Source organism: Burkholderia sp. 9120 (genome assembly GCF_000745015.1).
GTDB lineage: Bacteria > Pseudomonadota > Gammaproteobacteria > Burkholderiales > Burkholderiaceae > Paraburkholderia.
Map to the genome: position 1 here is coordinate 1,692,611 of NZ_JQNA01000001.1, position 26,535 is coordinate 1,719,145.

At 62.4% G+C, this 26,535-nt stretch carries 28 protein-coding genes and 1 other RNA gene; 12 read left to right on the forward strand and 17 right to left on the reverse strand.

Features of this window, described 5'->3' with window-relative positions; translation table 11 throughout:
• Positions 1-89 precede the first annotated feature (89 nt).
• Complete coding sequence (gene loiP / locus FA94_RS07555; protein ID WP_035548510.1) at positions 90-848, reverse strand: metalloprotease LoiP; 759 nt, start codon at positions 846-848, stop codon at positions 90-92.
• 275 nt (positions 849-1,123) lie between these two features.
• Positions 1,124-1,738 carry a glutathione S-transferase C-terminal domain-containing protein gene (locus FA94_RS07560; RefSeq protein ID WP_176058812.1) on the reverse strand — a complete coding sequence of 205 codons (615 nt, stop codon included), beginning with the start codon at positions 1,736-1,738 and terminating at the stop codon, positions 1,124-1,126.
• Between the two features lie 183 nt (positions 1,739-1,921).
• Between FA94_RS07560 and FA94_RS07565 the strand changes: the two genes are divergently transcribed.
• From FA94_RS07565 to ruvC, 6 genes are all read left to right on the forward strand, one after another.
• Positions 1,922-3,328 (forward strand): aminopeptidase P N-terminal domain-containing protein, encoded by a 1,407-nt coding sequence (locus FA94_RS07565; protein ID WP_035548516.1) that lies wholly within the window; start codon positions 1,922-1,924, stop codon positions 3,326-3,328.
• A 6-nt stretch (positions 3,329-3,334) separates the two neighbouring features.
• On the forward strand, positions 3,335-4,564 hold the full coding sequence (locus FA94_RS07570; RefSeq protein ID WP_035548518.1) for a UbiH/UbiF/VisC/COQ6 family ubiquinone biosynthesis hydroxylase: 1,230 nt from the start codon (positions 3,335-3,337) through the stop codon (positions 4,562-4,564).
• Positions 4,565-4,794: 230 nt separating this feature from the next.
• Positions 4,795-5,859: a tRNA dihydrouridine synthase DusB gene (gene dusB, locus FA94_RS07575; RefSeq protein WP_035549506.1), complete on the forward strand. Its 1,065-nt coding sequence runs from the start codon at positions 4,795-4,797 to the stop codon at positions 5,857-5,859.
• The gene (locus tag FA94_RS07580) at positions 5,856-6,089 is read left to right on the forward strand and encodes a Fis family transcriptional regulator (protein ID WP_006049915.1); all 234 of its coding nucleotides are present in this window, start codon (positions 5,856-5,858) and stop codon (positions 6,087-6,089) included. The genes dusB and FA94_RS07580 overlap by 4 nt, the downstream gene beginning before the upstream one ends.
• Before the next feature lie 56 nt (positions 6,090-6,145).
• Positions 6,146-7,711: a bifunctional phosphoribosylaminoimidazolecarboxamide formyltransferase/IMP cyclohydrolase gene (purH, locus tag FA94_RS07585; RefSeq protein WP_035548521.1), complete on the forward strand. Its 1,566-nt coding sequence runs from the start codon at positions 6,146-6,148 to the stop codon at positions 7,709-7,711.
• Between the two features lie 273 nt (positions 7,712-7,984).
• Positions 7,985-8,527 carry a crossover junction endodeoxyribonuclease RuvC gene (ruvC, locus tag FA94_RS07590; protein ID WP_035548525.1) on the forward strand — a complete coding sequence of 181 codons (543 nt, stop codon included), beginning with the start codon at positions 7,985-7,987 and terminating at the stop codon, positions 8,525-8,527.
• Between the two features lie 40 nt (positions 8,528-8,567).
• Here ruvC and FA94_RS07595 read toward each other — a convergent pair whose 3' ends face one another.
• The gene (locus FA94_RS07595) at positions 8,568-9,200 is read right to left on the reverse strand and encodes a LysE family translocator (protein WP_035548527.1); all 633 of its coding nucleotides are present in this window, start codon (positions 9,198-9,200) and stop codon (positions 8,568-8,570) included.
• Positions 9,201-9,433: 233 nt separating this feature from the next.
• On the opposite strand from FA94_RS07595, the gene ruvA reads away from it, so the two are divergent.
• On the forward strand, positions 9,434-10,015 hold the full coding sequence (gene ruvA, locus FA94_RS07600; protein ID WP_035548529.1) for a Holliday junction branch migration protein RuvA: 582 nt from the start codon (positions 9,434-9,436) through the stop codon (positions 10,013-10,015).
• Between the two features lie 121 nt (positions 10,016-10,136).
• Positions 10,137-11,201, forward strand: a complete 1,065-nt coding sequence (ruvB, locus tag FA94_RS07605; RefSeq protein ID WP_035548532.1) for a Holliday junction branch migration DNA helicase RuvB — start codon at positions 10,137-10,139, stop codon at positions 11,199-11,201.
• A gap of 53 nt (positions 11,202-11,254) precedes the next feature.
• On the opposite strand, the gene FA94_RS07610 is transcribed toward ruvB, so the two are convergent.
• From FA94_RS07610 to tyrS, 3 genes are all read right to left on the reverse strand, one after another.
• Positions 11,255-11,926, reverse strand: coding sequence for a histidine phosphatase family protein (locus FA94_RS07610; protein ID WP_035548534.1), 672 nt, complete (start codon positions 11,924-11,926; stop codon positions 11,255-11,257).
• A gap of 121 nt (positions 11,927-12,047) precedes the next feature.
• Positions 12,048-12,506 carry a D-aminoacyl-tRNA deacylase gene (gene dtd / locus FA94_RS07615; protein ID WP_035548536.1) on the reverse strand — a complete coding sequence of 153 codons (459 nt, stop codon included), beginning with the start codon at positions 12,504-12,506 and terminating at the stop codon, positions 12,048-12,050.
• 79 nt (positions 12,507-12,585) lie between these two features.
• Positions 12,586-13,836 carry a tyrosine--tRNA ligase gene (gene tyrS, locus FA94_RS07620; protein ID WP_035548539.1) on the reverse strand — a complete coding sequence of 417 codons (1,251 nt, stop codon included), beginning with the start codon at positions 13,834-13,836 and terminating at the stop codon, positions 12,586-12,588.
• 217 nt (positions 13,837-14,053) lie between these two features.
• Between tyrS and FA94_RS07625 the strand changes: the two genes are divergently transcribed.
• Positions 14,054-15,184, forward strand: a complete 1,131-nt coding sequence (locus tag FA94_RS07625) for an anhydro-N-acetylmuramic acid kinase (protein WP_035549508.1) — start codon at positions 14,054-14,056, stop codon at positions 15,182-15,184.
• 120 nt (positions 15,185-15,304) lie between these two features.
• Here the strand turns inward: FA94_RS07625 and erpA are convergent, their stop codons facing one another.
• From erpA to rplM, 3 genes are all read right to left on the reverse strand, one after another.
• Positions 15,305-15,670 (reverse strand): iron-sulfur cluster insertion protein ErpA, encoded by a 366-nt coding sequence (gene erpA, locus FA94_RS07630; RefSeq protein ID WP_035548542.1) that lies wholly within the window; start codon positions 15,668-15,670, stop codon positions 15,305-15,307.
• A 312-nt stretch (positions 15,671-15,982) separates the two neighbouring features.
• The gene (rpsI, locus tag FA94_RS07635; RefSeq protein ID WP_035548545.1) at positions 15,983-16,375 is read right to left on the reverse strand and encodes a 30S ribosomal protein S9; all 393 of its coding nucleotides are present in this window, start codon (positions 16,373-16,375) and stop codon (positions 15,983-15,985) included.
• Positions 16,376-16,386: 11 nt separating this feature from the next.
• A complete protein-coding gene (gene rplM / locus FA94_RS07640; RefSeq protein WP_035548548.1) occupies positions 16,387-16,815 on the reverse strand; it encodes a 50S ribosomal protein L13 in 429 nt (142 codons plus the stop codon).
• 703 nt (positions 16,816-17,518) lie between these two features.
• Between rplM and FA94_RS07645 the strand changes: the two genes are divergently transcribed.
• The gene (locus FA94_RS07645) at positions 17,519-17,941 is read left to right on the forward strand and encodes an OsmC family protein (protein ID WP_035549512.1); all 423 of its coding nucleotides are present in this window, start codon (positions 17,519-17,521) and stop codon (positions 17,939-17,941) included.
• 143 nt (positions 17,942-18,084) lie between these two features.
• On the opposite strand, the gene rnpB is transcribed toward FA94_RS07645, so the two are convergent.
• The 3 genes from rnpB to pyrC all read right to left on the reverse strand — a co-directional run bounded on the left by rnpB (position 18,085) and on the right by pyrC (position 20,553).
• An RNA gene (rnpB, locus tag FA94_RS37205) (RNase P RNA component class A) lies at positions 18,085-18,498 on the reverse strand.
• Between the two features lie 145 nt (positions 18,499-18,643).
• Positions 18,644-19,471: a DUF3025 domain-containing protein gene (locus FA94_RS07650; protein ID WP_035548551.1), complete on the reverse strand. Its 828-nt coding sequence runs from the start codon at positions 19,469-19,471 to the stop codon at positions 18,644-18,646.
• 20 nt (positions 19,472-19,491) lie between these two features.
• Positions 19,492-20,553, reverse strand: a complete 1,062-nt coding sequence (gene pyrC / locus FA94_RS07655) for a dihydroorotase (RefSeq protein ID WP_035548553.1) — start codon at positions 20,551-20,553, stop codon at positions 19,492-19,494.
• Between pyrC and FA94_RS38535 the strand changes: the two genes are divergently transcribed.
• Together FA94_RS38535 and FA94_RS07660 are read left to right on the forward strand one after the other, a co-directional pair.
• Entirely contained in the window at positions 20,531-20,686 is a 156-nt protein-coding gene (locus FA94_RS38535) for a hypothetical protein (RefSeq protein WP_156126559.1), read from the forward strand. The genes pyrC and FA94_RS38535 overlap by 23 nt on opposite strands.
• 32 nt (positions 20,687-20,718) lie before the next feature.
• Positions 20,719-21,654 carry a class II glutamine amidotransferase gene (locus FA94_RS07660; RefSeq protein ID WP_081935752.1) on the forward strand — a complete coding sequence of 312 codons (936 nt, stop codon included), beginning with the start codon at positions 20,719-20,721 and terminating at the stop codon, positions 21,652-21,654.
• 117 nt (positions 21,655-21,771) lie between these two features.
• Here the strand turns inward: FA94_RS07660 and FA94_RS07665 are convergent, their stop codons facing one another.
• The 5 genes from FA94_RS07665 to FA94_RS07685 form a co-directional block, all read right to left on the reverse strand.
• The gene (locus FA94_RS07665) at positions 21,772-22,497 is read right to left on the reverse strand and encodes an amino acid ABC transporter ATP-binding protein (RefSeq protein WP_035548557.1); all 726 of its coding nucleotides are present in this window, start codon (positions 22,495-22,497) and stop codon (positions 21,772-21,774) included.
• Positions 22,494-23,171 (reverse strand): glutamate/aspartate ABC transporter permease GltK, encoded by a 678-nt coding sequence (gltK, locus tag FA94_RS07670; RefSeq protein WP_035548559.1) that lies wholly within the window; start codon positions 23,169-23,171, stop codon positions 22,494-22,496. The genes FA94_RS07665 and gltK overlap by 4 nt, the downstream gene beginning before the upstream one ends.
• A complete protein-coding gene (locus FA94_RS07675) occupies positions 23,171-23,911 on the reverse strand; it encodes an amino acid ABC transporter permease (RefSeq protein ID WP_035548560.1) in 741 nt (246 codons plus the stop codon). Before FA94_RS07675 ends, gltK begins: the two co-directional genes overlap by 1 nt.
• 82 nt (positions 23,912-23,993) lie before the next feature.
• Entirely contained in the window at positions 23,994-24,887 is an 894-nt protein-coding gene (locus tag FA94_RS07680) for a glutamate/aspartate ABC transporter substrate-binding protein (RefSeq protein WP_035548563.1), read from the reverse strand.
• Between the two features lie 293 nt (positions 24,888-25,180).
• Positions 25,181-26,494, reverse strand: coding sequence for a Glu/Leu/Phe/Val family dehydrogenase (locus FA94_RS07685; protein ID WP_035548566.1), 1,314 nt, complete (start codon positions 26,492-26,494; stop codon positions 25,181-25,183).
• Positions 26,495-26,535 lie beyond the last annotated feature (41 nt).

The following is a 26,535-nucleotide window of genomic DNA, read 5'->3' on the forward strand; positions in this document are numbered from 1 at the left end:
TAGATTGATCACCGCACAAAACATAACGCCCGGAAACAAAAACGCGCGCTGCTGGCATTCCAGAGCGCGCGTTTTTCATTCATGGGCTGTTACTGATTCGAAGCAATCCGCTGCTGAATATGTTGCGCGCGCTCCGGCGACGACGGATGCGAGCTGAACATGCTCGATTGACCGCCATCCAGTTGCGCGAGCTTGTTGAACGCCGTCACCAGTCCCGACGGATCCAGTTTCTTCTTTTTCTGCAAATCGAACGAATAATCGTCGGCGGCGCTTTCCTGGGTTTGCGAGAATTGCGCGTTAATCAGCTTCTCGGAGAAGTCGCCCAGTTGCGAGCCGGACAGCGATCCCGCCAGGCCACCCGCCGAGCTCGCCGCGCCGCGCACCGCCGACGTCGCATAAGCAACCTGCATCGCCTTCTTCGTGTGGCCGAGCGCCACGTGACCCATTTCGTGGCCGACCACGCCGCGCACTTCGTTGTCGTTCATCATGTCCATCAAGCCGCTGTAGACGCGCACGCAACCGTTGGCCATGGCCCATGCGTTGACATCTTTGGTCATGTACACCTTGTAGTTGACCGGCGTGCCGTTGATGTTGTCGCCCAGTTGCGTGGCGATCTTGTTCAGGCGCTTCTGGTACTTGCTGTTCGCGGCGGCGATCTTGTTTTCGCCGTCCAGTTGCGCGCAGGACTTGTCGGTCAACGCGCGCACGTCGGCGTCGCTCAGCGTGGCGGCCTGGGTGGCCATCTGGCCGGACTTGATCAACGCGGACGGATCGACAGTGCCGACATTCGAGCAGGCCGCAAACCATGCGCAGGCGGAAGCGGCAATGACAAAGCGATAAGGTTTCATGGTGGAAGTCTCTGTGCGAAGTTGTTTGATTTGAGCGGCGCGTTCTCTCATACGGCGCCTATTCGCAATGGCTGCAATTCATCGGCCAATTCACCGAATATGTTGATTGCATAAACCACATAAGCCATTGCGCCACGCGACAGACAAAAAAAATGCGCCTGACGGGCAGGCGCATTTTTACCACAAACGTAAGCTTTAATTCATTATTCTGGAAGCTTGATTGACAGCATTTTGCAATACTCAAACTTCCCAGCCAGCGTGACTCAATTCGCGACTCAATTCGCCGGCACCGTATCGATAAACGACTGCCGCAGCGAGAGCTTCTGGAAATGCTTATCCAGATTCGGATACGGTTCGCGCCAGTTCAACTCGGGCATGCGGAAATCCAGATAACCCAAAGCGCATCCCACGGCGATATCGGCGAGCGTGTAGTGATTGCCCGCGCACCACGTCTTGCTGCCCAGACCCTGCGACATCGCGATCAGCGCTTCGTCGATCTTACGTTGCTGGCGCGCGACCCACGCGTCCACGCGCAACTCCGGCGCGCGCTGCGTGCTTTCGAGGCGAATCAGCACCGCCGCGTCGAGAATGCCGTCGGCGAGCGCTTCCCAGCAGCGCACTTCCACGCGCTCACGGCCGGACTGCGGAATCAGCTTGCCGACCGGCGACAGCGTATCCACGTATTCGCAGATCACCCGCGAGTCGAACACCGCTTCGCCGTCTTCCATCACGAGGCACGGCACTTTGCCGAGCGGATTGAAGGTGTGAATCGTGGTGTCGGGCGCCCAGACGTTCTCGGGCACCAGTTCGTAGTCGATCTTCTTGTCGGCCAGCACGATCCGCGCTTTACGCACATACGGGCTACCGAGCGAACCGATGAGTTTCATCATTACCATCTGCCTTTGTCTGAATCCGGCGAAAGTATAAGTGCTTGGCGGCCTTCGCGAGTGTACCGGCGCCTCTTCGCAAGCCGCATGCAGACTCGCTGTGGATGGATTGCAACAGCGGCACGGCGACGCTGCGACCAGTATCCGCGCAAAATAAGTCCGTGCATTGGGCGCTACAATCGCACGATGAACCAGCCGACCGAACCCACCCTCGCCATCGACGTCTACCGAACGCGCCGCGAGCGCGTCCTCGCCGCGCTGCGCGCGACGGGCGGCGGCGTCGCCATCGTCCCCACCGCACCGGAAGCGCTGCGCAACCGCGACGCCGATTATCCGTACCGGCACGACAGCTATTTCTACTACCTGACCGGTTTCACCGAACCGGAGGCGCTGCTGGTGCTCGACGCCAGCGCCGCGTCCGGCGAACCGGCGTCGGTCCTGTTCTGCCGCGAGAAGAACGTCGAGCGCGAAACGTGGGAAGGCTTCCGCTTCGGTCCCGAGGGTGCGCGGACAGCGTTCGGTTTCGACGCCGCGTTAGCAATCGGCGACGTCGACGTGCAACTGCCGCGGCTGCTCGCCGACAAGCCGTCGCTGCACTACGCGCTCGGCAGCTCGGCGCAACTGGACAAACAGGTGCGCGGCTGGCTCGACACGGTGCGCGCGCAAGGCCGCAGCGGCGTCGCAACACCCACCGCCGCCGGCGATCTGATCCCGCTGCTCGACGAGATGCGGCTCGTCAAAGACGACCACGAACTCGCCGTCATGCGCCGCGCCGGGCAGATTTCGGCACAGGCGCATCGCCGCGCGATGGCCGCGTGCCATCCGGGCATCCGCGAATACGAACTCGAAGCCGAACTGCTCTACACGTTCCGCAAATTCGGCGCGCAGGCGCCGGCTTATACGTCGATCGTCGCGGCAGGCGCCAATGCCTGCGTGCTGCACTACCCGGCCGGCAACGCGGTGGCGCAAGACGGCGACCTGATCCTGATCGACGCGGCCTGCGAACTCGACGGCTACGCGTCCGACATCACCCGCACCTTCCCCGCCAGCGGCCGCTTCACGCCGGCGCAGCGCGAGCTGTATGACATCGTGCTGGCCGCGCAGCAGGCCGCCGTCGACGCCACCCGCGCCGGCGCCACCTTCGACGATCCGCATCAGGCGGCCGTGCGCGTGCTGTCGCAGGGCTTGCTCGACACCGGCATCATCGACCGCGCGAAGTTCGCTTCGGTCGACGACGTGATCGCCGAGCGCGCCTACGCGCCCTTCTATATGCACCGCACCGGCCACTGGCTCGGCATGGACGTGCACGACGTTGGCGACTACCGCGAACGCGGCGCGGCGCGCGACGAAGCGGGCGTGTTGCCGTGGCGCACCTTGCAGGCGTCGATGACGCTGACCATCGAGCCCGGCCTGTACATCCGCCCGACAGAGGGCGTGCCCGAGCGCTACTGGAATATCGGCATCCGTATCGAGGACGACGCGATCGTCACGCCGACCGGCTGCGAGCTGATCACGCGCGACGTGCCGGTCGCCGCCGACGAGATCGAGGCGCTGATGCAGGAAGCCCGCGCGGCCCACGAAACAAGGAAGTAATCCGCAATGAACGATGTTTCCCCGTCGACGGTGATTCTGAAGCCCGCCTCGGCCGCTCATCCGTACGACTTCGACGTGACGATCGTCGGCGCCGGACCGGTCGGGCTGGCGCTGGCCGGCTGGCTGGCGCGCCGCAGCGCGACCCAGGCGCTGAAGATCGCGCTGGTCGACGCGCGCGAGCCGGAGGATTCGATCGCCGATCCGCGCGCAATCGCCGTCTCGCACGGCAGCCGGATGATTCTGGAGCCGCTGCGCTGGCCCGCCGACGCCACCGCGATCCAGCGCATTCACGTGTCGCAGCGCGGACACTTCGGCCGCACGCTGATCGATCATGCCGAGCACGGCTTGCCGGCGCTGGGGTATGTGCTGCGTTACGGGTCGATCGTGCATGGTCTCGCCGAAGCGGTGCATGCGAGCCCGGTGCACTGGTTCCGCTCGACCTCGGCCGCCGCGCCGACCCAGGAGCATGACGGCGTGACGCTGCCGATCGAAACGGCGGGTGTCGCGCGGTCGTTGCGCACGCGGATTCTGGTAAATGCCGAAGGCGGGTTGTTCGGCGATCAGAAGGCCGGCAAACGAACCGGCGAGGACAGTGCTTCGCGCGATTACGGACAAACCGCGCTGGTCGGCACGGTGACTGTCTCCTCGCCGCAACCGCATGTGGCCTGGGAACGCTTCACGTCGCAAGGTCCGATCGCCTTGCTGCCCATGGGCGGCGTGCGCGGCGCCGACTACGCGCTGGTCTGGTGCTGCGCGCCGGAAGAAGCCGCACGCCGCGCGCAACTCTCCGACGCGGACTTTTTGCGCGAACTCGGCGCGGCCTTCGGCGACCGCATGGGCCGCTTCACGCAGATCAAAGGCCGCGCGTCGTTCCCGTTGGGCCTCAACGCGGTCGAGACGCTCGTTCAGGGCCGCGTCGTCGCGATCGGCAACGCGGCGCAAACCCTGCACCCGGTGGCCGGCCAGGGGCTAAACCTCGGTCTGCGCGACGCGCACTCGCTTGCCGACGCGTTGTCCGCGGAAGGCCCCACGCCGCTCGCGCTCGCCACCTTCGCCCAACGCCGCGCGCTCGACCGGCGCCTCACGATCGGCGCGACCGACACGCTCGCGCGCCTGTTCACCGTCGACTTCGCCCCACTCGCGATCGTGCGCGGTCTCGCGCTCACCGCGCTCGAATTCGTGCCGCCGGTGAAAACCGCGCTAGCGCGTCAAATGATGTTCGGACAGCGCCGCTAGGCGCGCCGCCCGCTCGCGCCGCGCGGCCTTTTTACGCGGCGCGGCGCGCACCGTAAGTGAGATGCCGGTTCTATGAATCGGACCACTTTCATAGAAGATTTAATGGGTTACGACACACGCATGTCGGGTGCCGGCTATCTGTTAACGCTAAAATGGTGGTTTTCTCTCGCATTTCGCGAACGCTCCGATTGACAGAATTTGCGCAATCGGCCGCGCCGCGCGTCCACGCTATGCCCACTCTCGGCTCCCACAATCTGCGTAATAACCTGTTCGTCGCTCCCATGGCGGGCGTGACCGACCGGCCGTTCCGGCAACTGTGCAAACGGCTGGGCGCGGGCTATGCGGTGTCGGAAATGGTCGCCTCGAACGCGCAGCTGTGGAAAAGCGAGAAGACCATGCGCCGCGCCAACCATACCGGCGAGGTCGAGCCGATCTCCGTGCAGATCGCCGGCGCCGATCCGCTCATGATGGCCGAAGCCGCGCGCCACAACGTCGCGAACGGCGCGCAGATCATTGACATCAACATGGGCTGTCCGGCCAAGAAGGTCTGCAATGTCGCGGCCGGCTCGGCGCTGTTGCAAAACGAACCGCTAGTGCAGCGCATCGTCGAGGCGGTGGTCGGCGCGGTGGGCATCGGGCCCGACGCGGTGCCCGTCACGCTGAAAATCCGCACCGGCTGGAATCGCGACAACAAGAATGCGCTGAGCGTCGCGCATCTGGCCGAAAACGCCGGCATTGCCATGCTGACCGTGCACGGCCGCACCCGCGCCGATCTCTATCACGGCGACGCCGAATACGAGACCATCGCCGCCGTCAAAGCCGCCGTGCGCATTCCGGTGGTCGCGAACGGCGACATTACGTCGCCGCACAAGGCGCGCGAAGTGCTCGCCGCCACCGGCGCCGACGCGATCATGATCGGCCGCGCCGCGCAGGGGCGTCCGTGGCTGTTTCGCGAGATCGAACATTTTCTGAAAACGGGCGAGTTGCTGCCGGCGCCGCGCATCGACGAAATCCAGCAGGTGATGAACGAGCATCTCGAAGATCACTACGCGTTCTACGGGGAATTTACCGGCGTGCGCACTGCGCGTAAGCACATCGGCTGGTACACTCGCGGCCTTTCTGGCGCCAACGTGTTCCGGCATCGCATGAATACGCTGGACACCACGCGCGAACAACTCCTCGCCGTCAACGAGTTCTTCGACGCACAAAAGGCGATCTCCGACCGCCTTGTCTATGTCGACGAAACGCTCAACGAGAACGGCGAGCCGGACCCAACCGACCGACTAGCAGCATGAGCAAGAACAATATCGAACAATCTGTCCGCGACAGCCTGGGGATATATTTCCAGGATCTCGACGGCTCCAATCCGCACGACGTCTACGACATGGTTATTTCGTGCGTAGAAAAACCCTTGCTCGAAGTGGTGCTCGAGCAGGCCGGCGGCAATCAGTCGCTGGCCGCCGAGTATCTCGGCATTAACCGCAATACGCTGCGCAAGAAGCTGCAACAGCACGGTTTGTTGTAGTTCGTTGTAGTTTTCTCGCGCCCTGCCACGTTTCCCTTCGGCTTTTCGTCTTCATCATGATCAAGCAAGCGCTCATCTCCGTTTCCGACAAGTCCGGCATCGTCGACTTCGCCAAGTCGCTGTCCGACCTCGGCGTCAAGCTCCTGTCGACCGGCGGCACCGCGAAACTGCTCGCGGACGCAGGTCTGCCCGTCACCGAAGTCGCCGATTACACGGGCTTCCCGGAAATGCTCGATGGGCGCGTGAAAACGTTGCATCCGAAGGTACACGGCGGCATTCTGGCGCGCCGCGATCTGCCGGAACACATGGCCGCGCTCGAAAAACACGACATTCCGACCATCGACCTGCTGGTCGTGAATCTGTACCCGTTCGTGCAGACCGTGTCGAAAGAAGAGTGCTCGCTGGAAGACGCGATCGAGAACATCGACATTGGCGGCCCGACCATGCTGCGTTCGGCGGCGAAGAATCACCGCGATGTGACGGTGGTGGTCGATCCGACCGATTACGCGGTCGTGCTCGACGAAATGCGCGCGAACAGCAACGCGGTGTCGTACAAGACGAATTTCCGCCTCGCCACCAAGGTATTCGCGCACACGGCGCAGTACGACGGCGCGATCACGAACTACCTGACCAGCCTGACCGACGAATTGCAACACGCGTCGCGCAACACGTACCCCGCTACGTTCAACCTGGCCTTCGACAAGGTGCAGGACCTGCGCTACGGTGAAAACCCGCACCAGAGCGCGGCGTTCTACCGCGATCTGTCGGTGCCGGCCGGCGCGTTAGCGAACTACAGCCAGTTGCAAGGCAAGGAACTGTCGTACAACAACATCGCGGATTCCGACGCAGCGTGGGAATGCGTGAAGACTTTCGACGTGCCGGCCTGCGTGATCGTCAAGCACGCGAACCCGTGCGGCGTGGCGATCGGCGCGGACGCGCACGAGGCGTACGCGAAGGCGCTGCAGACCGATCCGACGTCGGCGTTCGGCGGCATCATCGCGTTCAACCGCGAAGTGGATGAAGCGGCGGCGCAAGCGGTGGCCAAGCAGTTCGTCGAAGTGCTGATCGCGCCGTCGTTCAGCACGGCAGCGCGCCAGGTGTTCACGGCGAAGCAGAACGTGCGTCTGCTGGAAATCGCTTTGGGCGACGGCCACAACGCGTTCGATCTGAAGCGCGTGGGCGGCGGTCTGCTGGTGCAATCGCTCGACTCGAAGAACGTGCAGCCGCACGAATTGCGCGTGGTCACGAAGCGTCACCCGACGCCGAAGGAAATGGACGACCTGCTGTTCGCATGGCGCGTGGCGAAGTACGTGAAGTCGAACGCGATCGTGTTCTGCGGCAACGGCATGACGCTGGGCGTCGGCGCCGGCCAGATGAGCCGCGTGGACTCGGCGCGTATCGCCAGCATCAAGGCGCAGAACGCCGGTTTGACGCTGACGGGTTCGGCGGTGGCATCGGACGCGTTCTTCCCGTTCCGCGACGGTCTGGATGTGGTGGTGGCGGCAGGCGCGACCTGCGTGATTCAACCGGGCGGCTCGATGCGCGATGACGAAGTGGTCGGCGCGGCGGATGAGCACAACATCGCGATGGTGTTGACCGGTGTGCGTCACTTCCGGCATTGATTTTTTGGCCGGTCTGACGGTGGCGGCGGCGGCCTGGTAGGCTCGTGGTAAGGCAGCTCGCCCTGGATGACTAGCTCAAGTTCAGTGAAACGGCCCGGCGGCATTTCCCGCCGGGCCGTTTTCTTTTGTCTCCGCGAATGCGATTGCGTCCTCGCCGCTGAACTGCACACGTTGCCGCTTTTATTCCGTCGATCTCGACGCCTGCCGGCCGTCACGCGGTGTGCGTGTTGTAGTATCGCAAGCACCTGGTTTTTACGGCATTTGCGGCACCTCATGAGAATTCTCGGCATCGACCCCGGCTTGCGCGTGACCGGCTTCGGCGTGATCGATCAAAGCGGCCACACACTCAATTACGTTGCGAGCGGCGTCATCAAAACCGCCGACGCCGATCTGCCCTCGCGTCTGGGCACCATTTTCGAAGGCATCTCGACGCTGATTCGCCAGCACTCGCCGGATCAGTCGGCGATCGAAAAAGTCTTCGTCAACGTCAACCCGCAGTCCACGCTGCTGCTCGGTCAGGCACGCGGCGCGGCGATCTGCGGACTGGTCGCGGGCGGCGTGCCGGTGGCCGAATACACCGCGCTGCAATTGAAGCAGGCCGTGGTGGGCTACGGCCGCGCGACCAAAGAGCAGATGCAGCAGATGGTGGTGCGGCTGCTGAACCTGTCGGGCGTGCCCGGCACCGACGCCGCCGACGCGCTCGGCATGGCAATCTGTCATGCGCACAGCGGTGCGACGCTGAGTACGCTGGGCGGTATTGCACCGGCGCTCGCGAAGAAGGGCTTGCGCGTGAGACGCGGGCGGCTGGTGGGCTAGGGTCGCAGACAGTTGCTGGCCGGTTTGGCGCCAGGTCCGCTCAATTCCGGCTGGCCAACGCTAATCGGCAAGCCAAGCCAGCAAACACCGTCCCCAACACATACTGCGGCACGCGCGACGGCCGGCGCCCCGCCGAGAGCTTACGGCTCAGCTTGCTCGCCGTCAGAATCACCGCGCCGTTCACCATCAGCCCGATCAGGTTCAGCACGGTGGCAAGCAGCATGATCTGCAATGCGACCGACCCCGCTTCAGGCCGCACGAATTGCGGAAACAGCGCGAGTACGAACAGCGCCATTTTCGGATTCAGAAGATTCGTGAACAGGCCCTGACGGAAAATCCGGCCAATTGGATAACGATTCATCGTCGCATCCGGCGACAGCATCGTGCCTTGCGCGCGGAAGGTCTTCCACGCCAGGTAAAGCAGATAAGCGGCACCCGTGAATCGCACGATGTCGTAGGCCATTGGCACCGCGAGAAAGAGTTGCGACAAACCGAACGCGGCTGCCAACGCGTGGCAGTAAGTGCCGGCTTGAATACCCACCAGCGAAGCAAAGCCGGCCGCGCGACCCTGGCTCACGCTGCGTGAAGCGATCAGCAACATGTCGGGGCCGGGCGTGGCGGTGAGCGCGAGACACGCGCCAGCGAACAGCGCGAGGGTGGTGAGACTCAGCATGGAAGCTCCTTCTGGTTGAATCGGGCGAGAACCCGCCAAAAGGGATCTCAGTCTATTGGGGCAGATCGCGCGGGTCAACCGCCGTTGCGGCTGACCTTGCCGCTGCGGTTACGGCTATCCATGCGGTTGCACTCGAGGCCGCCCTTTCGGTTACGACCGCCATTACCCGCCAGCATCGCGCGCGCCCCACCCGCTACGCTACACTCGCCCTTTCTCTCGAAATCGAATCCGCCATGATCGGTCGCATTGCCGGCGTTCTGCTGGAAAAAAACCCGCCGCATCTGCTCGTCGACTGCAACGGCGTCGGCTATGAAGTCGACGTGCCGATGAGCACGTTCTACAACCTGCCCTCGACCGGCGAACGCGTCGTGCTGCTCACGCAGATGATCGTGCGCGAAGACGCGCATCTGCTGTACGGCTTCGGCACCACCGACGAACGCGCCACGTTCCGCGAACTGCTGAAGATTTCCGGCATCGGCGCACGCATGGCGCTCGCGGTGCTGTCCGGCATGAGCGTGCACGAACTGGCGCAAACCGTAACGATGCAGGACGCGGCTCGCCTCACACGCGTGCCGGGCATCGGCAAGAAAACGGCCGAGCGCCTGCTGCTCGAACTGAAGGGCAAGCTCGGCGCCGACCTGGGCGCGATGGCGGGCGCGGCGTCGGCCTCCGACCACGCCTCCGATATCCTGAACGCACTGCTCGCCTTGGGTTACTCCGAAAAAGAAGCGTTGGCGGCCGTCAAGAACGTGCCGGCCGGCACCGGCGTTTCCGAGGGCATCAAGCTCGCGCTGAAAGCGTTGTCCAAGGGCTGACGCTGCGCTCCGGACCTAGGCCTTGCATGCGACCGGTACAGCTTCGCACAGGCCATGGGCTTAGCGCACCCTGGCCGTTCGGCCGGGTTTCGCCACGAGGCCAGCGCGGTACAATGACCAGATGATCGAAACCGACAAACTTGCCGCCGAGCGCATCATCGCGCCCACGCCCGTCTCGTCGAACGAAGAAGCGTTCGAGCGGGCGTTGCGTCCGCGCCAGCTCGACGAATATGTCGGGCAGGAAAAAGTGCGCGGCCAGCTGGAAATCTTCATCGAGGCCGCCAAGCGCCGCTCCGAATCGCTCGACCACGTGCTGATCTTCGGGCCGCCGGGCCTCGGCAAGACCACGCTCGCGCACATCATCGCGCGGGAAATGGGCGTCAATCTGCGGCAAACGTCCGGTCCGGTGCTCGAACGCGCCGGCGATCTGGCCGCGCTGCTCACCAATCTCGAAGCCAACGACGTCCTGTTCATCGACGAAATCCACCGGCTCTCGCCGGTTGTCGAAGAAATTCTGTACCCGGCGTTGGAGGATTATCAGATCGACATCATGATCGGCGAAGGGCCAGCCGCGCGTAGCGTGAAGCTGGACCTGCAGCCGTTCACGCTGGTCGGCGCGACCACCCGTGCAGGCATGCTGACCAATCCGCTGCGCGACCGTTTCGGGATCGTCGCACGGCTCGAGTTTTATAACGCCGAGGAATTGGCGCGCATCGTCACGCGTTCGGCCTCGCTGCTGAACGCGCAGATTCATCCTGATGGCGCAATCGAAATCGCCAGGCGCGCACGCGGTACGCCGCGGATCGCGAACCGCCTGCTGCGTCGCGTGCGTGATTTCGCCGAGGTGAAAGCCGACGGCAACATCACCGCACAAGTGGCCGACGCCGCGCTGAAAATGCTCGACGTCGACGCGGTCGGCTTCGACCTGATGGACCGCAAGCTGCTCGAAGCGATCCTGCACAAGTTCGACGGCGGCCCGGTTGGCGTCGACAATCTGGCGGCCGCTATCGGTGAAGAGCGCGACACGATCGAAGACGTGCTCGAACCGTATCTGATCCAGCAAGGTTTCCTGCAGCGCACGCCGCGCGGCCGCGTTGCGACGATGCTCACGTACCGGCATTTCGGGTTGGCCGCGCCGGACTCGTCGAGCGCGTTGCCGGGTATCTGGAATTCGGCTGCGACCTGAGTCGGGGCATCAACCTGGAGCGCAGCCCTCGCTGTGCTCCGGCGCTCCTGCGCTTAACGGCCCGGTTCCGGGACCTTCTTGAAGGTGTCGTCCGAACTCGGCGCGTCGAGATGCGACACGTCCGCCCACGACACGATCGTCGCGCGGCCGCTGTCGAAATCCACCACATTCACACTCGTGTTGAGCAACGCGTAATCGCGCGGCGCGTCGAGCGGCAAATCGCAGGCGAAACGGCGCACGCAATCCAGCACGCCGCCATGCGCGACACACGCAATCCGTCCACCGGGATGCGCGGCGACCAGCGGTTCGATCGCATGCAATACGCGGTGGTAAAGCGTGCGTTGCGACTCGCCGTCCGGCGGCGCGAAGCCGGCGTCGCGTGTTTGCCAGTGCGCATATTCGTCGGGGAAACGCAGCGCGATCTCGTCGCTGTCATGGCCCTGGAACGCGCCGTACGAGCGCTCGCGCAGACCTTCGCGAAGCTGCAGGGGCAGGCCGAGCGCGTCCGCGATCGGCTGCGCGGTTTGCTGCGCGCGCTGCAGGTCGCTCGAATAGATCGCGTCGAGTCGCGCGCCCTGCTTCGCCTCGTCGGCCATACGACGCGCGAGACGTTGCGCCTGGGCCAGACCGGTCGTCGCCAGTGGAATGTCAATGTGACCTTGAATGCGCTTGATGCGGTTCCAATCGGTCTCGCCGTGCCGGATGAACAGAATCTGCGTGGTCATGGAATGAAAGTGGGCGCCATTCGCCGGTTATGCCGAACCGCTATTGTCGCAAAAAGCGGCTGGAGGGAGAGGCGAACGCAAGCGCGCCGCCGTGTTGCCAGGGACAAAAACTGCCGGTAAATCAGGCGTTGGTCTGCAGCCAGAACGTGACCGGGCCGTCGTTGACGAGCAACACCTGCATGTCGGCGCCGAACTCGCCGGTCTCGACGATCGGATGCTTGCCACGCGCGGCGGCAACGAAATAATCGAAGAGGCGCTTGCCCTCGTCCGGCGGTGCGGCCGGCGTAAAGCTGGGACGCAGGCCGCTGTTGGTGTCCGCAGCCAGCGTGAACTGCGACACGAGCAGCAAGCCGCCCGCGCGCCCGGCGCCGTCCAGATTCTGCACAGAGAGATTCATCTTGCCGGCCGCGTCGCTAAACACGCGGTAGCCGAGCACCTTGGCGAGCAGTCGGTCGGCGGCCGCCTCGGTGTCGCCGCGTTCGGCGCACACGAGCGCGAGCAAGCCCGCTTCGATCGCGCCGGTCACGCGGTCGGCCACGCGCACTTCCGCGCGCCGCACGCGTTGGATCAGCGCGATCATCGGCGCGACTCCGACTCTGGGTTTGACTCGCGCTGCAGCAGCGTTCGTGTCATTGCTGAGTGATTCCGATCGAGCGCGATCAGGCCGTCAGCGTGACGCGTGCAAAACGGCGCTTACCGACCTGCACGGTGTACTCGCCCGCTTCGACCTTCAGCCCCTTGTCGGACACGGTCGCGCCGTCGATCTTCACGCCGCCCTGCTCGATGTTGCGCAGCGCTTCGCTGGTCGACGGCACCAGGTTCGCCTGCTTGAGCAACTGGCCGATGGCGAGCGGCGCGCCCGCGAGCGTCACCGCCGGGATATCGTCCGGCACGCCGCCCTTCGCGCGATGGTTGAAGTCCTCGAGCGCACGCTCGGCATCAGCTTGCGAGTGGAAGCGCGCGACGATCTCCTGACCGAGCATCACCTTGAAATCGCGCGGATTGCGGCCCGCTTCGATCTCTTTCCTGAAGCCGGCGATCTCGTCTATCGGGCGGAACGACAGCAGTTCGAAGTAACGCCACATCAGCACGTCGGAAATGCTCATCAGCTTGCCGAACATATCTGTCGGCTTTTCGCTAATGCCGATGTAGTTGTTCTTCGACTTCGACATCTTTTCGACGCCGTCGAGCCCTTCGAGCAGCGGCATGGTCAAAATGCACTGCTGTTCCTGGCCGTACTGCTTCTGCAACTCACGGCCCACCAGCAGGTTGAACTTCTGGTCGGTGCCGCCGAGTTCGAGGTCGGCGTTCAGCGCGACCGAGTCGTAGCCTTGCATCAGCGGGTACAGGAGCTCGTGGATCGAGATCGGCACGCCGCCCTGGAAGCGCTTGGTGAAATCTTCGCGCTCGAGAATACGCGCCACCGTGTAACGCGATGCGAGCTTGATCATGCCGTCGGCGCCGAGCGGCATCGACCATTCGCTGTTGTAGCGGATCTCGGTCTTATCGCGATCGAGCACCAGCGCGGCCTGCTCGAAATACGTCTTCGCGTTCGATTCGATCTGTTCGCGCGTGAGCGGCGGCCGCGTGGCGTTGCGGCCCGACGGATCGCCGATCAGCGACGTGAAATCGCCGATCAGGAAAATCACCGTGTGGCCGAGGTCCTGCAACTGGCGCATCTTGTTCAACACGACCGTATGGCCGATATGGATGTCCGGCGCGGTCGGATCGAGCCCGAGCTTGATACGCAGCGGCTTGCCGCTCGCGGCGCTCTTCGCGAGCTTTTGCGCGAATTCGTCTTCGATCAGCAGTTCGTCGACACCGCGTTTGGTGACGGCGAGCGCGTGATGAACTTCGTCGGTGAGCGGAAGGACGGCAGCGGGGTTAGGCTTGGTGGACTCGGTGCTCATGCTGGAAACTTGAAGTCGCGAAAAAAAAGAGATTGTCCCATAGATGCGCGCCGCCGCGCCCACTGGCGCCGTCGCAAGCGGCCCGGCGGTGCGCGATTTCTGCACATTTTCCGCGCGACGTGCCCGGCTGTTGGCATCACGGCGCTTTATATTCGACCGCGCTTCGCGGGATAATCTGCTACAACCAATCGCAACGAACCTCGACAGGAGCAGCAACGTGGCGCAAGACACCGCAGACGGCGTCTACCTTGGATTGATGTCCGGCACGAGCATGGACGGTGTGGACGGCGTGGCCGTGAGATTTGCCGAAGGCAAGGCGCCCGTGGTGCTGGCCGAGGCGTTCGTCGGCTTCGCAGCGGGCCTGCGCGACGCGTTGTTCGCGCTGCAGCAGCCCGGCGACAACGAGATCGAACGCGAAGCCCTGGCCGCCAACGCGCTCGCCACCCGCTACACGGTGTGCTGCCACGAACTGCTGCGCGAAAGCCGCGTGTCCGCCACGGAAGTGCGCGCGATCGGGGTACACGGGCAGACGGTGCGGCATCGGCCGGAAAAGGGCTATACGCGGCAGATCAACAACCCGGCGCTGCTCGCGGAAATGATGCATATCGACGTGATCGCCGACTTCCGCAGCCGCGACGTCGCGGCCGGCGGCCAGGGCGCGCCGCTGGTGCCGGCGTTTCACGCCACGGTGTTCGGCGCGAAGAACGAAACCCGGGTGGTCTGCAATCTTGGCGGGATCAGCAACATCACGGTTCTCAATGCGACAGGCGGCGTGCGCGGCTTCGACTGCGGGCCGGCGAACGCGCTGCTCGACGAGTGGGCGCAGCGCCATCTCGGCAAGCCTTTCGACGAAAACGGCCATTTCGCGGCCGGCGGCCAGGTGGATCGCACGTTGCTGAATGCGCTGCTTGATGAGCCATTTTTCGCGCAGCAACCGCCCAAAAGTACGGGGCGTGACCTGTTCAACCCCGAATGGCTCGATGCGAAGCTCCAGCCGTTCGCCTCGCTTGCCCCGGCCGATGTGCAAGCGACGCTTGTCGCACTGACCGCGGTGACGGTGGCGCGTGAAATCGAGCGGCATGCATCGGATGCCAAGGCGGTCTATGTGTGTGGCGGCGGCGCGCGCAATCCTGAGATTCTGAAAGCGCTGCAGCAGGCGTTGGAGGACAGCGGCGTGAGCGGCGTCCCGGTGATGACGACCGACGCGCTCGGCGTCCCGCCGAGCCAGGTCGAGCCGCTGGCCTTCGCGTGGCTGGCCATGCGCTGCGTGGCGCGGCTGCCGGGCAACCTGCCGGCGGTCACAGGCGCGGCAGCGGCACGCGTGCTGGGCGCGATCTACCCGCGCTGAATTGCGTACGCGCAAATCAACGCGGCGGTGTAGCGCACACGTACGCGTAGGTGCAGACAATAAAAAACGGGGCCGAGGCCCCGTTTTTTATTCGTACAACTCGCGCTCAGGCCGCAGCAATCACACCGAGAACGACGAGCCGCAACCGCAGGTGGTCGAAGCGTTCGGGTTCTTGATGACGAACTGCGCGCCGTTGATGTCGTCCTTGTAGTCGATCTCAGCGCCAACCAGATACTGGTAGCTCATCGAATCGATCAGCAACTGGACGCCGCTCTTGTTCATGACGGTGTCGTCTTCGTTGACGGCTTCGTCGAACGTAAAACCGTACTGAAAGCCCGAGCAGCCGCCGCCTTGCACGAACACGCGCAATTTCAGCTCCGCATTGCCTTCTTCTTCGATCAGTTGCTTGACCTTGTCAGCCGCTGCGTCGGTAAAAACGAAGGGGGCGGGCATTTCGGTCACGGGTGTTTCGGTGACTGCGTTCATTCGGACTCTCCAAAAAGCTTCTAGCCGCTATTGTAGGGCTGATCTCAATATCGTGCTTAACCCCACAGAATCAATGGGTTCTTCCCGAGGAATCGAGCGGGAGCGCGGCTTGGCGTCGCCACCCGGTTCGAATCGCGCAAAGCGCCGCAGCGCGGCAGCCCAATTTGCTGCGACCGGACAGCGCGACGGAGCCGCGGAGCCAGCCAACGGAGAAACCACCAAACGGCGAAGCTATAAAAAAAGCCGCCTTCGCGAAAGCGTTGGCGGCTTTTGCAGCGCACCGGCCCGAGAGCCGGCTCGCACCCGAAACGATTAACGCTTCGAGAATTGCTTCCGGCGACGTGCCTTGTGGAAGCCGACCTTCTTACGTTCGACTTCACGAGCGTCACGCGTCACGAAGCCAGCCTTCGACAGTTCCGGCTTCAGCGTTGCGTCGTAGTCCATCAGCGCGCGGGTGATGCCGTGGCGAACCGCACCGGCTTGACCCGTTTCACCGCCACCGTTCACGTTGACTTTGATGTCGAACGTGACGCCGTGGTTCGTGAGTTCCAGCGGCTGACGCACGATCATCAGCGACGTTTCGCGCGAGAAGTAATCGGCGATAGGCTTGCCGTTCACAATGATGTCGCCCTTGCCTGCCTTGATGAAGACGCGTGCGACGGCGCTCTTGCGGCGGCCCGTGCCGTAATTCCAGTTACCGATCATGTGGGCTCCCCTTAGATCTCGAGCGCTTTCGGCTGTTGCGCCGAATGCGGATGCGTTGCTTCAGCGTAGACCTTCAGCTTCTTGATCATCGCGTAGCCGAGCGGACCCTTCGGCAGCATGCCCTTGACCGCTTTCTCGAGCGCACGGCCCGGGAAGCGTTCTTGCATCTTGCTGAACGTCGTTTCATAAATACCGCCCGGGTAGCCCGAGTGGCGATAGTACTTCTTGTCAGTAGCCTTGTTGCCCGTGACTCTCAACTTACCCGTGTTGATAACGATGATGAAATCACCGGTGTCGACGTGCGGAGTGAATTCAGGCTTGTGCTTGCCGCGAAGACGGAGTGCCACTTCGCTGGCGACACGCCCGAGAACCTTATCCGTCGCGTCAATCACGTACCATTCACGCGTAACCTCATGGGCTTTTGCGGAAAACGTCTTCATGATCGATCCAAAAAAAATGCTGCGCCCAATGTGTTTTTTCCTGCTTGTAGTGTGCGCATCGAGGCGCGTGCAGGCTCTCCCTAGTTCTTCCTCCGCGGGCGCGGATGCGGAAAAGCCTTGAATTATAATGGAATTTCCTTCCGCAAGTCAAAACGTGCGGGAGTTTGCCGGAAATATCCGTCGATTTGCGGGCCAGACCGGCGTGATTTGATGCGCTTTGGCGTCTATCCGAGCAAAACGGCGCGAGGACGGGGCAGGCATACGAGCGCAAAACACGGGCGAAAAAAAACCCGAACGAGCGGTTCGGGTTTAATCCACCAAAGGAGGAGGTGGAGGAGACAGCGGAGGTTGCGCAACTGCTGCAACCGATGGAAACGATTATATGAGGCACCCTTGTGCGACGCAAGAACATTTGCATTGTGAAACGCGATTTCACAGTGTGACAATTGAGCCACAACAATAAAAATCTCAAAATTCCCTTATAAATCAATAGATAAACCGCTCTCACCCCTCGTTTCGAACAGACATCGCCTAGAGTAAAACCCCTAAAACGATCAGGGCATTCCCGAATCGGCTGAACATGCGGCGGCGCAACACGCAAGCCGTCATTACGCATAAGTTCCGGCCAAAGTCGCCTCGGGCGAATCCGCAAACCCCGGGCTACAATGCCGTCTCGATATTGCGCAGCGCGGTGGAGCACAGCATGGAATGCAAAGTAAGCTGGATGGGGCAAGACGGCATGGCGTTCGCGGCCGAAACGGGTAGCGGCCATCTGGTGGCCATGGACGGCGCGCCCGAGGGCGGCGGCCGCAATCTGGCGCCGCGTCCGATGGAAATGGTGCTGCTCGGCACGGGCGGCTGCACGGCGTACGACGTCGTGATGATCCTGAAGAAAAGCCGCCAGGAAATCGCCGGCTGCTCAGTGACGCTGAAGGCCGAGCGCGCCAGCGAAGATCCGAAGGTTTTCACCAGGATTCATTTTCACTTCACGGTGACCGGCAAGAACCTGAACCCGGCCACTGTGGAACGCGCAATCAATCTGTCGCACGATAAATACTGCTCGGCGTCGATCATGATCGCGAAGACCGCTGAACTGACGCACTCGTTCGACATCGTCGCGGGCTGAGCGCGAACTCGGCGCAGCGGCGTAAAAGTGCAGCACGAGCAAACCCGCACCGTGCGCTGACCGCCGGATCGGCGAGCGGGTAAAACCCGCGCCGCAAAAGAAAATGCCGACGTCCTGACGGACGCCGGCATTTTTTGTTTGGGTGGCAAAGCAAGCCGATAAGCCGGATTCTGTGCACGCGCTACGTCCGAAAACGCCGCGCGCGTAGCAGTCATTCCTCTAGGCGCGCCATTACTGACGCGCTCAAGCTTCCTACCCGCAGACGTGACGGGGGCACCGCCCTGCATCTCGAAGATGCTAGCCTGCCTACTTGGAATTGCTCCGGGTGGAGGTTACCGTGCCGGTCTGCCTTGCAGCAGCCGCGGTGCGCTCTTACCGCACCGTTTCACCCTTACCTGATCCCGGCTTGCGCCGGGCCATCGGCGGTTTGCTTTCTGTTGCCCTGTTCCGCGTGTCACCACGGATGGCCGTTAGCCATCACCCTGCCCTGTGGAGTCCGGACTTTCCTCGCCCTCTTTGGCCGAAGCCGCAGAGGCCGCGACTGCCTAGCCTGCTTTGCTGGGCCGGATTTTAACACCTGTGGGACGGATGCTCCGCATCGGCGGTCGAAATAGCCAGGTGGACAAGGCCACACGGGCGCGCTTTCGCGGCGTCGCCGGACATTTTCGACGTCCGTTACCACGCCACACCACGCATTTGGATTTAACGAATTCGTCGTCCGGAACGAAATACTGAAGCGTCGTCGTAGAACGCGGGCGCTTCGTTGTCAGGCCACCAGCCCGGAATGCCCAGCACAGGGAGCGGCGCGAACATACGGCTCGTCAACGCTTCGGTGTTCAGCAGCGCCGTGCCGACTGATGCGTCCAGCCAGGCGTTTCGCTCTATGACGTCCCAATCGAAATACTCGGGCGGCACGTCGACGATCCACGCGTGCCCCGTGCAGGCCTTGAACGGCGCGATCAGTTTTTCCAGCAACGCATGACCGAAGCAGCGCACTTCGCAGCTAGCGCCCCACGCGTCACGCCGGGCGACCAGCAGCGTCTGCCAGTCGAAACCTCGCAGCGCGTTGCTCAACACCGGATCGGCACATGCAAACAGCAACGCGTTTTCATCGAACAAAGTCAGCGTATCGCGCACGCCGCCGCGGGTTGGACCGACGCCCAACACGTCGATGGCCGCCGACTGCCGCGCGTTCAGCGCCGCCTTGATCCGCGGAAACGCAAACCACATCGACGCGTTGAAGAAGTCGTGCAGATTGTGGCGCGTCGGCACGCAGCCCGTCGCCGAGATATGCGCCTCGTATGACGCGCCGGGCGGCAGATCGTCTTGCGCGATGAACGCGAGGCGCTCGCCGCGCCCCGTGGTTTGCCCCATCACGGCGGCGTCGGCGTTCATTTCAGCGAGCAATGCCGTGTAGCTCGTTAGCGCGGCCTGCTGCCAACGCTCGCCGCGCCCGGCAAACTGCGCGAACCACGGCATCGACCAGTCGATCCCGGCGAAGCCCGCGCGCTGAACCTCGCTCACCTGCATGGAACTCAACGCCGGCAAGCTCAGACCAGGCGCCAACCAATCGACTCGCCGCCACGCAGCGGCACCACCGGCGTATCGCCGACCGGCAACTCCGCCGGCAGCGTCCACTCCTCGCGACGCAGCGTGACCTGCTCAGTGCTGCGCGGCAGGCCGTAGAAGTCCGCACCGAAGAAGCTCGCAAAGCCTTCGAGCTTATCTAGCGCGCCGGCGTTGTCGAACGCTTCCGTATAAAGCTCGAGCGCGTGCAGCGCCGTATAGCAACCCGCGCAGCCGCACGCGTGTTCCTTCAAGCCCTTCGGATGCGGCGCGCTATCGGTGCCGAGGAAGAAGCGCGAATTGCCCGATGTCGCCGCCTCGACCAGCGCCACGCGATGCGTTTCGCGCTTCAGCACCGGCAAGCAGTAGTAATGCGGACGAATGCCGCCCAGGAAGATCGCGTTGCGGTTGTACAGCAGATGGTGCGCGGTGATCGTCGCGCCCAGCAGCCCCGGCGCCACGCCGGCTTCGCGGATATAGTCGACCGCGTCTTTCGTGGTGATGTGCTCGAACACCACCTTCAGCGCCGGAAACGCAGCGCGCAGCGGCGTCATCACACGGTCGATGAACACCTTCTCGCGATCGAACAGATCGATCGACGCATCCGTCACTTCGCCATGCACCAGCAGCGGCATGCCGACTTCCTGCATGACTTCAAGCGTCTTGGCGCACTTCATGACGTCGGTGACGCCCGCGTCCGAGTTGGTCGTCGCGCCCGCCGGATACAGCTTCACGCCATGCACGAAACCGCTTTCGCGCGCGCGGCGGATTTCGTCGGGCGGAGTGTTGTCGGTGAGATACAACGTCATCAGCGGTTCGAACTTCGCGCCTTCCGGAATCGCGGCGACGATCCGCTCGCGGTACGCCGCGGCCATGGCCGTGGTGGTCACCGGCGGCTTCAGATTTGGCATGATGATCGCGCGGCCGAACTGGCGCGCGGTGTCCGGCAGAACGGCGGCCATCATGGCGCCGTCGCGAACATGCAGGTGCCAGTCGTCCGGGCGGGCGAGCGTGATGGAGTCGATGGAAGCGTTGGATGCGGTCATGGCGAGTGGGGACGAGGCTCAGCGAAAAAAGCCAATTGATGCGGTCAAACCGTCATTTGCGGCACAAACCCACGTCAATTTTGCTATTTGGCGCTTCTGGCTCGATGATATGCTTGGAAAATCATCATTGTAACGGCTCGCCCCGTTCACAGGCTCACCCGCAACATGTGCCAACTTCTCGGAATGAACTGCGCCGCGCCGACGGACGTCACGTTCTCGTTCACCGGCTTTGCGGCCCGCGGCGGCGTCACCGATCACCATGCCGACGGCTGGGGCATCGCCTTCTTCGAAGATAAAGCGTGCCGTTTGTTCATCGACCACCAATCGTCGGCCACCTCGCCGATCGCCGAAATGGTCAAACGCTATCCGATCAAATCGAAGAACACCATCGCGCACATTCGCAAGGCGACGCAAGGGCATATCCTGCTCGAAAACTGCCACCCGTTCATGCGCGAATTGTGGGGGCGTCACTGGATCTTCGCGCATAACGGCGATCTGAAAGACTATTCGCCGGTGTTGTCGGGCGTGTATCAACCGGTCGGGACGACCGACAGCGAACTCGCCTTCTGCGCCCTGCTCGAAGGTTTGCGTAAGGCCTTTCCCGGCGCGCAACAGCCACCGCTCGACGAACTGTTCGCCGCGCTCGAAACCCTCACGCGCGAAATCACGCAGTTCGGCGTGTTCAATTTCCTGATGTCGAACGGTCAGGCGCTGTTCTCGCATTGCTCGACGCATCTGCACTACATCGTGCGGCGCTGGCCGTTTTCCACCGCTCATCTGGTCGACGCGGACGTGTCGATCGACTTCGCTAAATACACAACGCCGGAAGACCGCGTCGCGGTAATCGCGACCAAGCCGCTGACCGATAACGAAGTCTGGACCGCGTTCAAACCGGGCGATCTGATGATGTTCCAGCACGGCGAAGTGATCGGCCGCGTCAACGTGCCGGTGCCGGCTTCGGTGCTTGAGAAGTTGCGGAACCCGGCGCTGGATGCATCGGCATCGGCCACGACGATTGCCGCGACCGACGATGCGAAAGAGCCGGCCCTGGCCGAACTCGATCTCGAAGCCGCGGACGATACGGCCGCGTTCGAGTCCTGATCGCTAAGCACCGAATAGACGTAGAAACAGAAAAGCCGCTCCCAGGAGCGGCTTTTCTGTTTCTGATTCCAGCCAACGAAGCCGCGCGCGATCCAACCCGCGCGGCCCGTCTGCAACTCAGTGCAGAATCTTCGCCAGAAAATCCTTCGCACGATCCGACTTCGGATTCGCGAAGAAGTCTTCCTTGCGGTCGTCTTCGACGATCAAACCCTGATCCATGAAGATCACGCGGTGCGCGACCTTCTTCGCGAAGCCCATTTCGTGCGTGACGCACATCATGGTCATGCCTTCCTGCGCGAGTTCGACCATCACGTCGAGCACTTCGTTGATCATTTCCGGATCGAGCGCCGAGGTCGGCTCGTCGAACAGCATGGCGATCGGATCCATCGACAACGCGCGCGCAATCGCCACCCGCTGCTGCTGACCGCCCGACAACTGCCCCGGAAACTTATCCGCATGCGCGCGCAAGCCCACGCGATCGAGCAGCTTCAGGCCCTTCGCGTTCGCTTCGTCTTTCGAACGGCCAAGCACCTTCACCTGCGCGAGCGTCAGGTTCTGCACGATCGATAGATGCGGAAACAGCTCGAAATGCTGGAACACCATGCCGACCTTCGAACGCAGTTTCGACAGATTGGTTTTCTTATCCGTCAGCGATTGGCCGTTGATGATGATCTCGCCCTTCTGGAACGGCTCGAGGCCGTTGACGGTCTTGATCAGCGTGGACTTGCCCGAACCCGACGGTCCGCACACCACCACCACTTCACCTTTTTTGACTTCCGTCGTGCAGTCGGTCAGCACCTGGAATTGACCGTACCACTTCGAAACATTCTTGATTGAGATCATCTTGCGACCTTTTTCTGAAGACCTTTGACGAGGCTCGACGCGATCACACAGACCACGAAGTAACATGCGCCCGCGAACAGTACCATTTCGATATTCGTACCGTCACGGTCGCCAATATTGGTGGCGGTGCGGAAGAAGTCGGCGAGGCTGATCACGTAGACGAGCGACGTATCCTGAAACAGCACGATACCTTGCGTGAGCAGCAGCGGCACCATGGCGCGGAAAGCCTGCGGCAGCACCACGAGACGCATGGCCTGCCAATAGTTCATGCCGAGCGCGAACGACGCGTTGACCTGCCCGCGCGGCACCGCCTGAATGCCGGCGCGGATGATCTCCGAGTAATAGGCCGCCTCGAACAGCGAGAACGCGACCATGGCCGACGCAAGGCGAATGTCGATGTCCGGCGACAAACCGAGCACGTTCTGCAGCACTTGCGGCACGATCAGGAAGAACCACAGCAGCACCATCACCAGCGGAATGGAACGGAAGATCGTCACATAAGCCTTCGCGAACCACACGAAAGGCTTGAACGACGACAACCGCAACATTGCGAGAATAGTGCCCCAGATGATACCGAACACGATCGCGATCAGCGTGATCTGGAAAGTGACAATCGCGCCGGTCCACAGCGTAGGCAGTGCGCCCGGAATACCGCTCCAGTCGAAATGGTGCATTACTTGCCTCCGATATAGCCAGGCAACCGGGTTCTGGCTTCGACCCAGCGCATCAGTTGCATCACGACCAGATTGATCAGCACATAGGCCAGCGTGACCGCGATAAACGACTCATACGTTTGCGACGTGTAATCGACCAGCTGACGCGCCTGCGCGGACAGATCCAGCAGACCGATCGTCGAAGCAACCGCCGAGTTCTTGAAGATGTTCAGAAACTCCGACGTGAGCGGCGGCACGATGATGCGGTACGCGACCGGCAGCAGCACGTAGCGATAGGTCTGCCATTGCGTGAAGCCCATGGCCAGACCCGCGGCGCGCTGACCCTTCGGCAACGCGTTGATGCCCGAGCGCACCTGCTCGCAAACACGCGCGGCGGTGAACAGCCCGAGACACAGAATCGACGACGAGAAGAACTGCGCGCCCGGCGGCAGTTGCTTGAACCAGTTGCCGATGGATACGGGCAGCAACTCCGGTATCACCAGATACCAGATGAAGAACTGCACGATCAGTGGGATATTGCGGAAAACCGCGACGTAAACCGTGCCGGCGCCCGACGCCCATTTGTTCGGCACCGTACGCAGCACGCCAAAAAACGATCCGACGATCAGCGCGATCACCCATGCCGACAGCGACACGGTAATCGTCACCCAGAAGCCGGACAGCAGCCAGCCCAGGTAGGTGGTCGGCTCGCCGGTGGAGACCGGACTCAGCAGAATGCCCCAGTTCCAGTGATATGACATGACCAAGACTCCAGCAAAAAGAAACGGAAGAAGCGCGTGGCCCCTTCCGTTCCGTTCAGCGTTTCAAAAAAACAGCTAAGGTTTAATCGATTGCCTTGTCATTCGGGCTCTTGAAGAGCGCCTTCATGTCATCGCTTTCCGGGAAGTTCAGGTTCAGGCCCTTCGGCGGAATCGGCGATTCGAACCACTTCTTGTAGATCGCATCGGCTTCGCCCGAGGTTTCGACCTTCGCGATCGCGTCGTCCACGACCTTCTTGAATTCAGGATCGTTCTTGCGAATCATGCAGCCGTACGCTTCGTGCGATTGCGGCGTGCCGACGATCACGAAGTCGGTCGGGGTGTTCGACTTGGCGCGTTCGCCCGCAAGCAATGCGTCGTCCATCATGAAGGCAGCGGCACGGCCGGTGGAGAGCGTCAGGAACGACTCGCCATGGTCTTTCGCGCTGATGATGTTCATGCCCATACTCTTGTCCTGATTCATCTTGCGAAGCAGGCGCTCGGAGGTGGTGCCGGCGGTCGTCACGACCGTCTTGCCCTTCAGGTCGGCCCAGTCCTTGATGCCGGAGTCTTTCTTGGTCATCAGACGCGTGCCGATCACGAAGATCGTGTTCGAGAACGCGGCCTGTTGTTGACGTTCAGCATTGTTGGTGGTCGAGCCGCATTCCATGTCGACGGTGCCGTTCTGCACCAGCGGAATACGGTTTTGCGACGTGACCGGCGTGAGCTTCACCTTCAGGTTCGGCATGTTCAGCTTCTGCTTGACGGCTTCCACCACCTTCAGCGCGAATTCCTGCGAGTAGCCGATGACGTTCTGTTTGTCGTCGTAATACGAGAACGGGATCGACGATTCGCGGTGACCCAGCGAAATGACGCCCGTGTCCTTGATCTTTTTCAGCGTACCCGCGTCTTGCGCATGCGCGCCAACGGTAAACAGTCCGAGAGTCGCGAGCAGCAGCGCAGCTTTTTTAACCTTCATGTGGTGATCTCCTTGGCAAGAACCGGCGCCAGTTTAGCAAAGTAATTATTTTGAAAGTATCGCGATAAACCATGGTGTTGTGCCTACGCCGCTACGGTTTCGCGGCGCTTGCGGCAGCGGCGTTACGCCGCTGCCGGACATGCAAAGGCGGGCGGCATCGATACGATGCCGCCCGCCGGGTCAAACACGCCGTCTTGTGGACCGCGTTGAAGCTAACGATTTGACGCTGAAACTGAAGCTGAAACGTCCAGCGGACCCGCGAGTACGCAAGTCCGCCGTTTCACGCAGAACGATCAGGGATACAGGCCGCGCAGTTCGCGCGCTTCCAGAATCCGCTTACACGCGACGATAAACGCCGCGGTCCGCACCGACACCTTCTGCTCGCTCGACACTTGCCATACCGCGGCGAAGGCTTCGCGCATCACGCGTTCCAGACGCTGGTTGATCTCGTCTTCCGTCCAGAAGAAGCTCGAGAAATCCTGCACCCATTCGAAGTACGACACGGTCACGCCGCCGGCGTTGGCCACCACGTCCGGAATCACGAGAATGCCGCGATCGTGCAGGATGTCGTCCGCAGCCGTGGTGGTCGGGCCGTTGGCGCCTTCCACGACGATCTTCGTCTTGATCTTGGCCGCATTCTTCTCGTTGATCTGGTTTTCCAGCGCAGCCGGAATCAGAATGTCCGATTCGACGTTCCAGAATTCTTCGTTCGTGACGGCGTCCGCTTCCGGGAAACCGCCCACGCCGCCCGTCTTAGCGACGTGATCGAGCAAGGCAACTGCGTCGATACCGGTCGACTTGTACAGCGAGCCGGTGTGATCCTGCACCGCGACCAGCTTCGAACCCGCTTCCTGGAACAGACGCGCGGCGATCCCGCCGACGTTGCCGAAGCCCTGCACCGCAATCCGCGCGCCTTCGATATCGACACCGATGCGGCGTGCCGCTTCGCTAGCGACCACGAACACGCCGCGGCCCGTCGCTTCACGACGGCCCAGCGAACCGCCGAGGATGATCGGCTTGCCGGTCACGACGCCCGTGGCCGTTTGGCCCTGGTTCATCGAGTACGTGTCCATCATCCACGCCATGATCTGCTCGTTCGTGTTCACGTCCGGCGCGGGAATGTCGGTATTCGGTCCGATGATGATGCCGATTTCGCTGGTATAGCGGCGCGTCATGCGCTCCAGCTCACCACGCGACAGCGTACGCGGGTCGACGCGGATACCGCCCTTCGCGCCGCCGTACGGCACGTTCACCGCAGCGTTCTTCACCGACATCCATGCCGACAAGGCCATCACTTCCGACAGCGTCACGTCCTGGTGATAACGCACGCCGCCCTTGCCCGGACCGCGCGACACGTTGTGCTGCACGCGATAGCCTTCGAAATGCGCGACCGTGCCGTTATCGAGTTCGATAGGCACGTCGACGATCAGAATGCGCTTTGGGCGCTTCAGGGTTTCGAGCCAGCGGGACAGGGAGCCGAGGTACGGCGCGACGCGGTCGACCTGGCGCAGGTAGTTGCCCCACGGGCCGAGGTCGTCTTTATTCAGGTAGGAGGGAACCGACTGCAACGTTGATGCGGATTGTGCGATTTGTTGCTGGGAAGACATGAACGCTCCGGCGTTGATCGAATAGCAGCATTGTGGAAAAA

Excerpts from the sequence above, each read along its gene's own strand:
- loiP (WP_035548510.1), bottom strand. The coding sequence starts at position 848 with ATGAAACCTTATCGCTTTGTCATTGCCGCTTCCGCCTGCGCATGGTTT.
- FA94_RS07560 (WP_176058812.1), bottom strand. The coding sequence starts at position 1,738 with ATGATGAAACTCATCGGTTCGCTCGGTAGCCCGTATGTGCGTAAAGCG.
- FA94_RS07565 (WP_035548516.1), top strand. The coding sequence starts at position 1,922 with ATGAACCAGCCGACCGAACCCACCCTCGCCATCGACGTCTACCGAACG.
- FA94_RS07570 (WP_035548518.1), top strand. The coding sequence starts at position 3,335 with ATGAACGATGTTTCCCCGTCGACGGTGATTCTGAAGCCCGCCTCGGCC.
- dusB (WP_035549506.1), top strand. The coding sequence starts at position 4,795 with ATGCCCACTCTCGGCTCCCACAATCTGCGTAATAACCTGTTCGTCGCT.
- FA94_RS07580 (WP_006049915.1), top strand. The coding sequence starts at position 5,856 with ATGAGCAAGAACAATATCGAACAATCTGTCCGCGACAGCCTGGGGATA.
- purH (WP_035548521.1), top strand. The coding sequence starts at position 6,146 with ATGATCAAGCAAGCGCTCATCTCCGTTTCCGACAAGTCCGGCATCGTC.
- ruvC (WP_035548525.1), top strand. The coding sequence starts at position 7,985 with ATGAGAATTCTCGGCATCGACCCCGGCTTGCGCGTGACCGGCTTCGGC.
- FA94_RS07595 (WP_035548527.1), bottom strand. The coding sequence starts at position 9,200 with ATGCTGAGTCTCACCACCCTCGCGCTGTTCGCTGGCGCGTGTCTCGCG.
- ruvA (WP_035548529.1), top strand. The coding sequence starts at position 9,434 with ATGATCGGTCGCATTGCCGGCGTTCTGCTGGAAAAAAACCCGCCGCAT.
- ruvB (WP_035548532.1), top strand. The coding sequence starts at position 10,137 with ATGATCGAAACCGACAAACTTGCCGCCGAGCGCATCATCGCGCCCACG.
- FA94_RS07610 (WP_035548534.1), bottom strand. The coding sequence starts at position 11,926 with ATGACCACGCAGATTCTGTTCATCCGGCACGGCGAGACCGATTGGAAC.
- dtd (WP_035548536.1), bottom strand. The coding sequence starts at position 12,506 with ATGATCGCGCTGATCCAACGCGTGCGGCGCGCGGAAGTGCGCGTGGCC.
- tyrS (WP_035548539.1), bottom strand. The coding sequence starts at position 13,836 with ATGAGCACCGAGTCCACCAAGCCTAACCCCGCTGCCGTCCTTCCGCTC.
- erpA (WP_035548542.1), bottom strand. The coding sequence starts at position 15,670 with ATGAACGCAGTCACCGAAACACCCGTGACCGAAATGCCCGCCCCCTTC.
- rpsI (WP_035548545.1), bottom strand. The coding sequence starts at position 16,375 with ATGATCGGTAACTGGAATTACGGCACGGGCCGCCGCAAGAGCGCCGTC.
- rplM (WP_035548548.1), bottom strand. The coding sequence starts at position 16,815 with ATGAAGACGTTTTCCGCAAAAGCCCATGAGGTTACGCGTGAATGGTAC.
- FA94_RS07645 (WP_035549512.1), top strand. The coding sequence starts at position 17,519 with ATGGAATGCAAAGTAAGCTGGATGGGGCAAGACGGCATGGCGTTCGCG.
- FA94_RS07650 (WP_035548551.1), bottom strand. The coding sequence starts at position 19,471 with ATGCAGGTGAGCGAGGTTCAGCGCGCGGGCTTCGCCGGGATCGACTGG.
- FA94_RS38535 (WP_156126559.1), top strand. The coding sequence starts at position 20,531 with ATGGAAGCGTTGGATGCGGTCATGGCGAGTGGGGACGAGGCTCAGCGA.
- pyrC (WP_035548553.1), bottom strand. The coding sequence starts at position 20,553 with ATGACCGCATCCAACGCTTCCATCGACTCCATCACGCTCGCCCGCCCG.
- FA94_RS07660 (WP_081935752.1), top strand. The coding sequence starts at position 20,719 with ATGTGCCAACTTCTCGGAATGAACTGCGCCGCGCCGACGGACGTCACG.
- FA94_RS07665 (WP_035548557.1), bottom strand. The coding sequence starts at position 22,497 with ATGATCTCAATCAAGAATGTTTCGAAGTGGTACGGTCAATTCCAGGTG.
- gltK (WP_035548559.1), bottom strand. The coding sequence starts at position 23,171 with ATGCACCATTTCGACTGGAGCGGTATTCCGGGCGCACTGCCTACGCTG.
- FA94_RS07675 (WP_035548560.1), bottom strand. The coding sequence starts at position 23,911 with ATGTCATATCACTGGAACTGGGGCATTCTGCTGAGTCCGGTCTCCACC.
- FA94_RS07680 (WP_035548563.1), bottom strand. The coding sequence starts at position 24,887 with ATGAAGGTTAAAAAAGCTGCGCTGCTGCTCGCGACTCTCGGACTGTTT.
- FA94_RS07685 (WP_035548566.1), bottom strand. The coding sequence starts at position 26,494 with ATGTCTTCCCAGCAACAAATCGCACAATCCGCATCAACGTTGCAGTCG.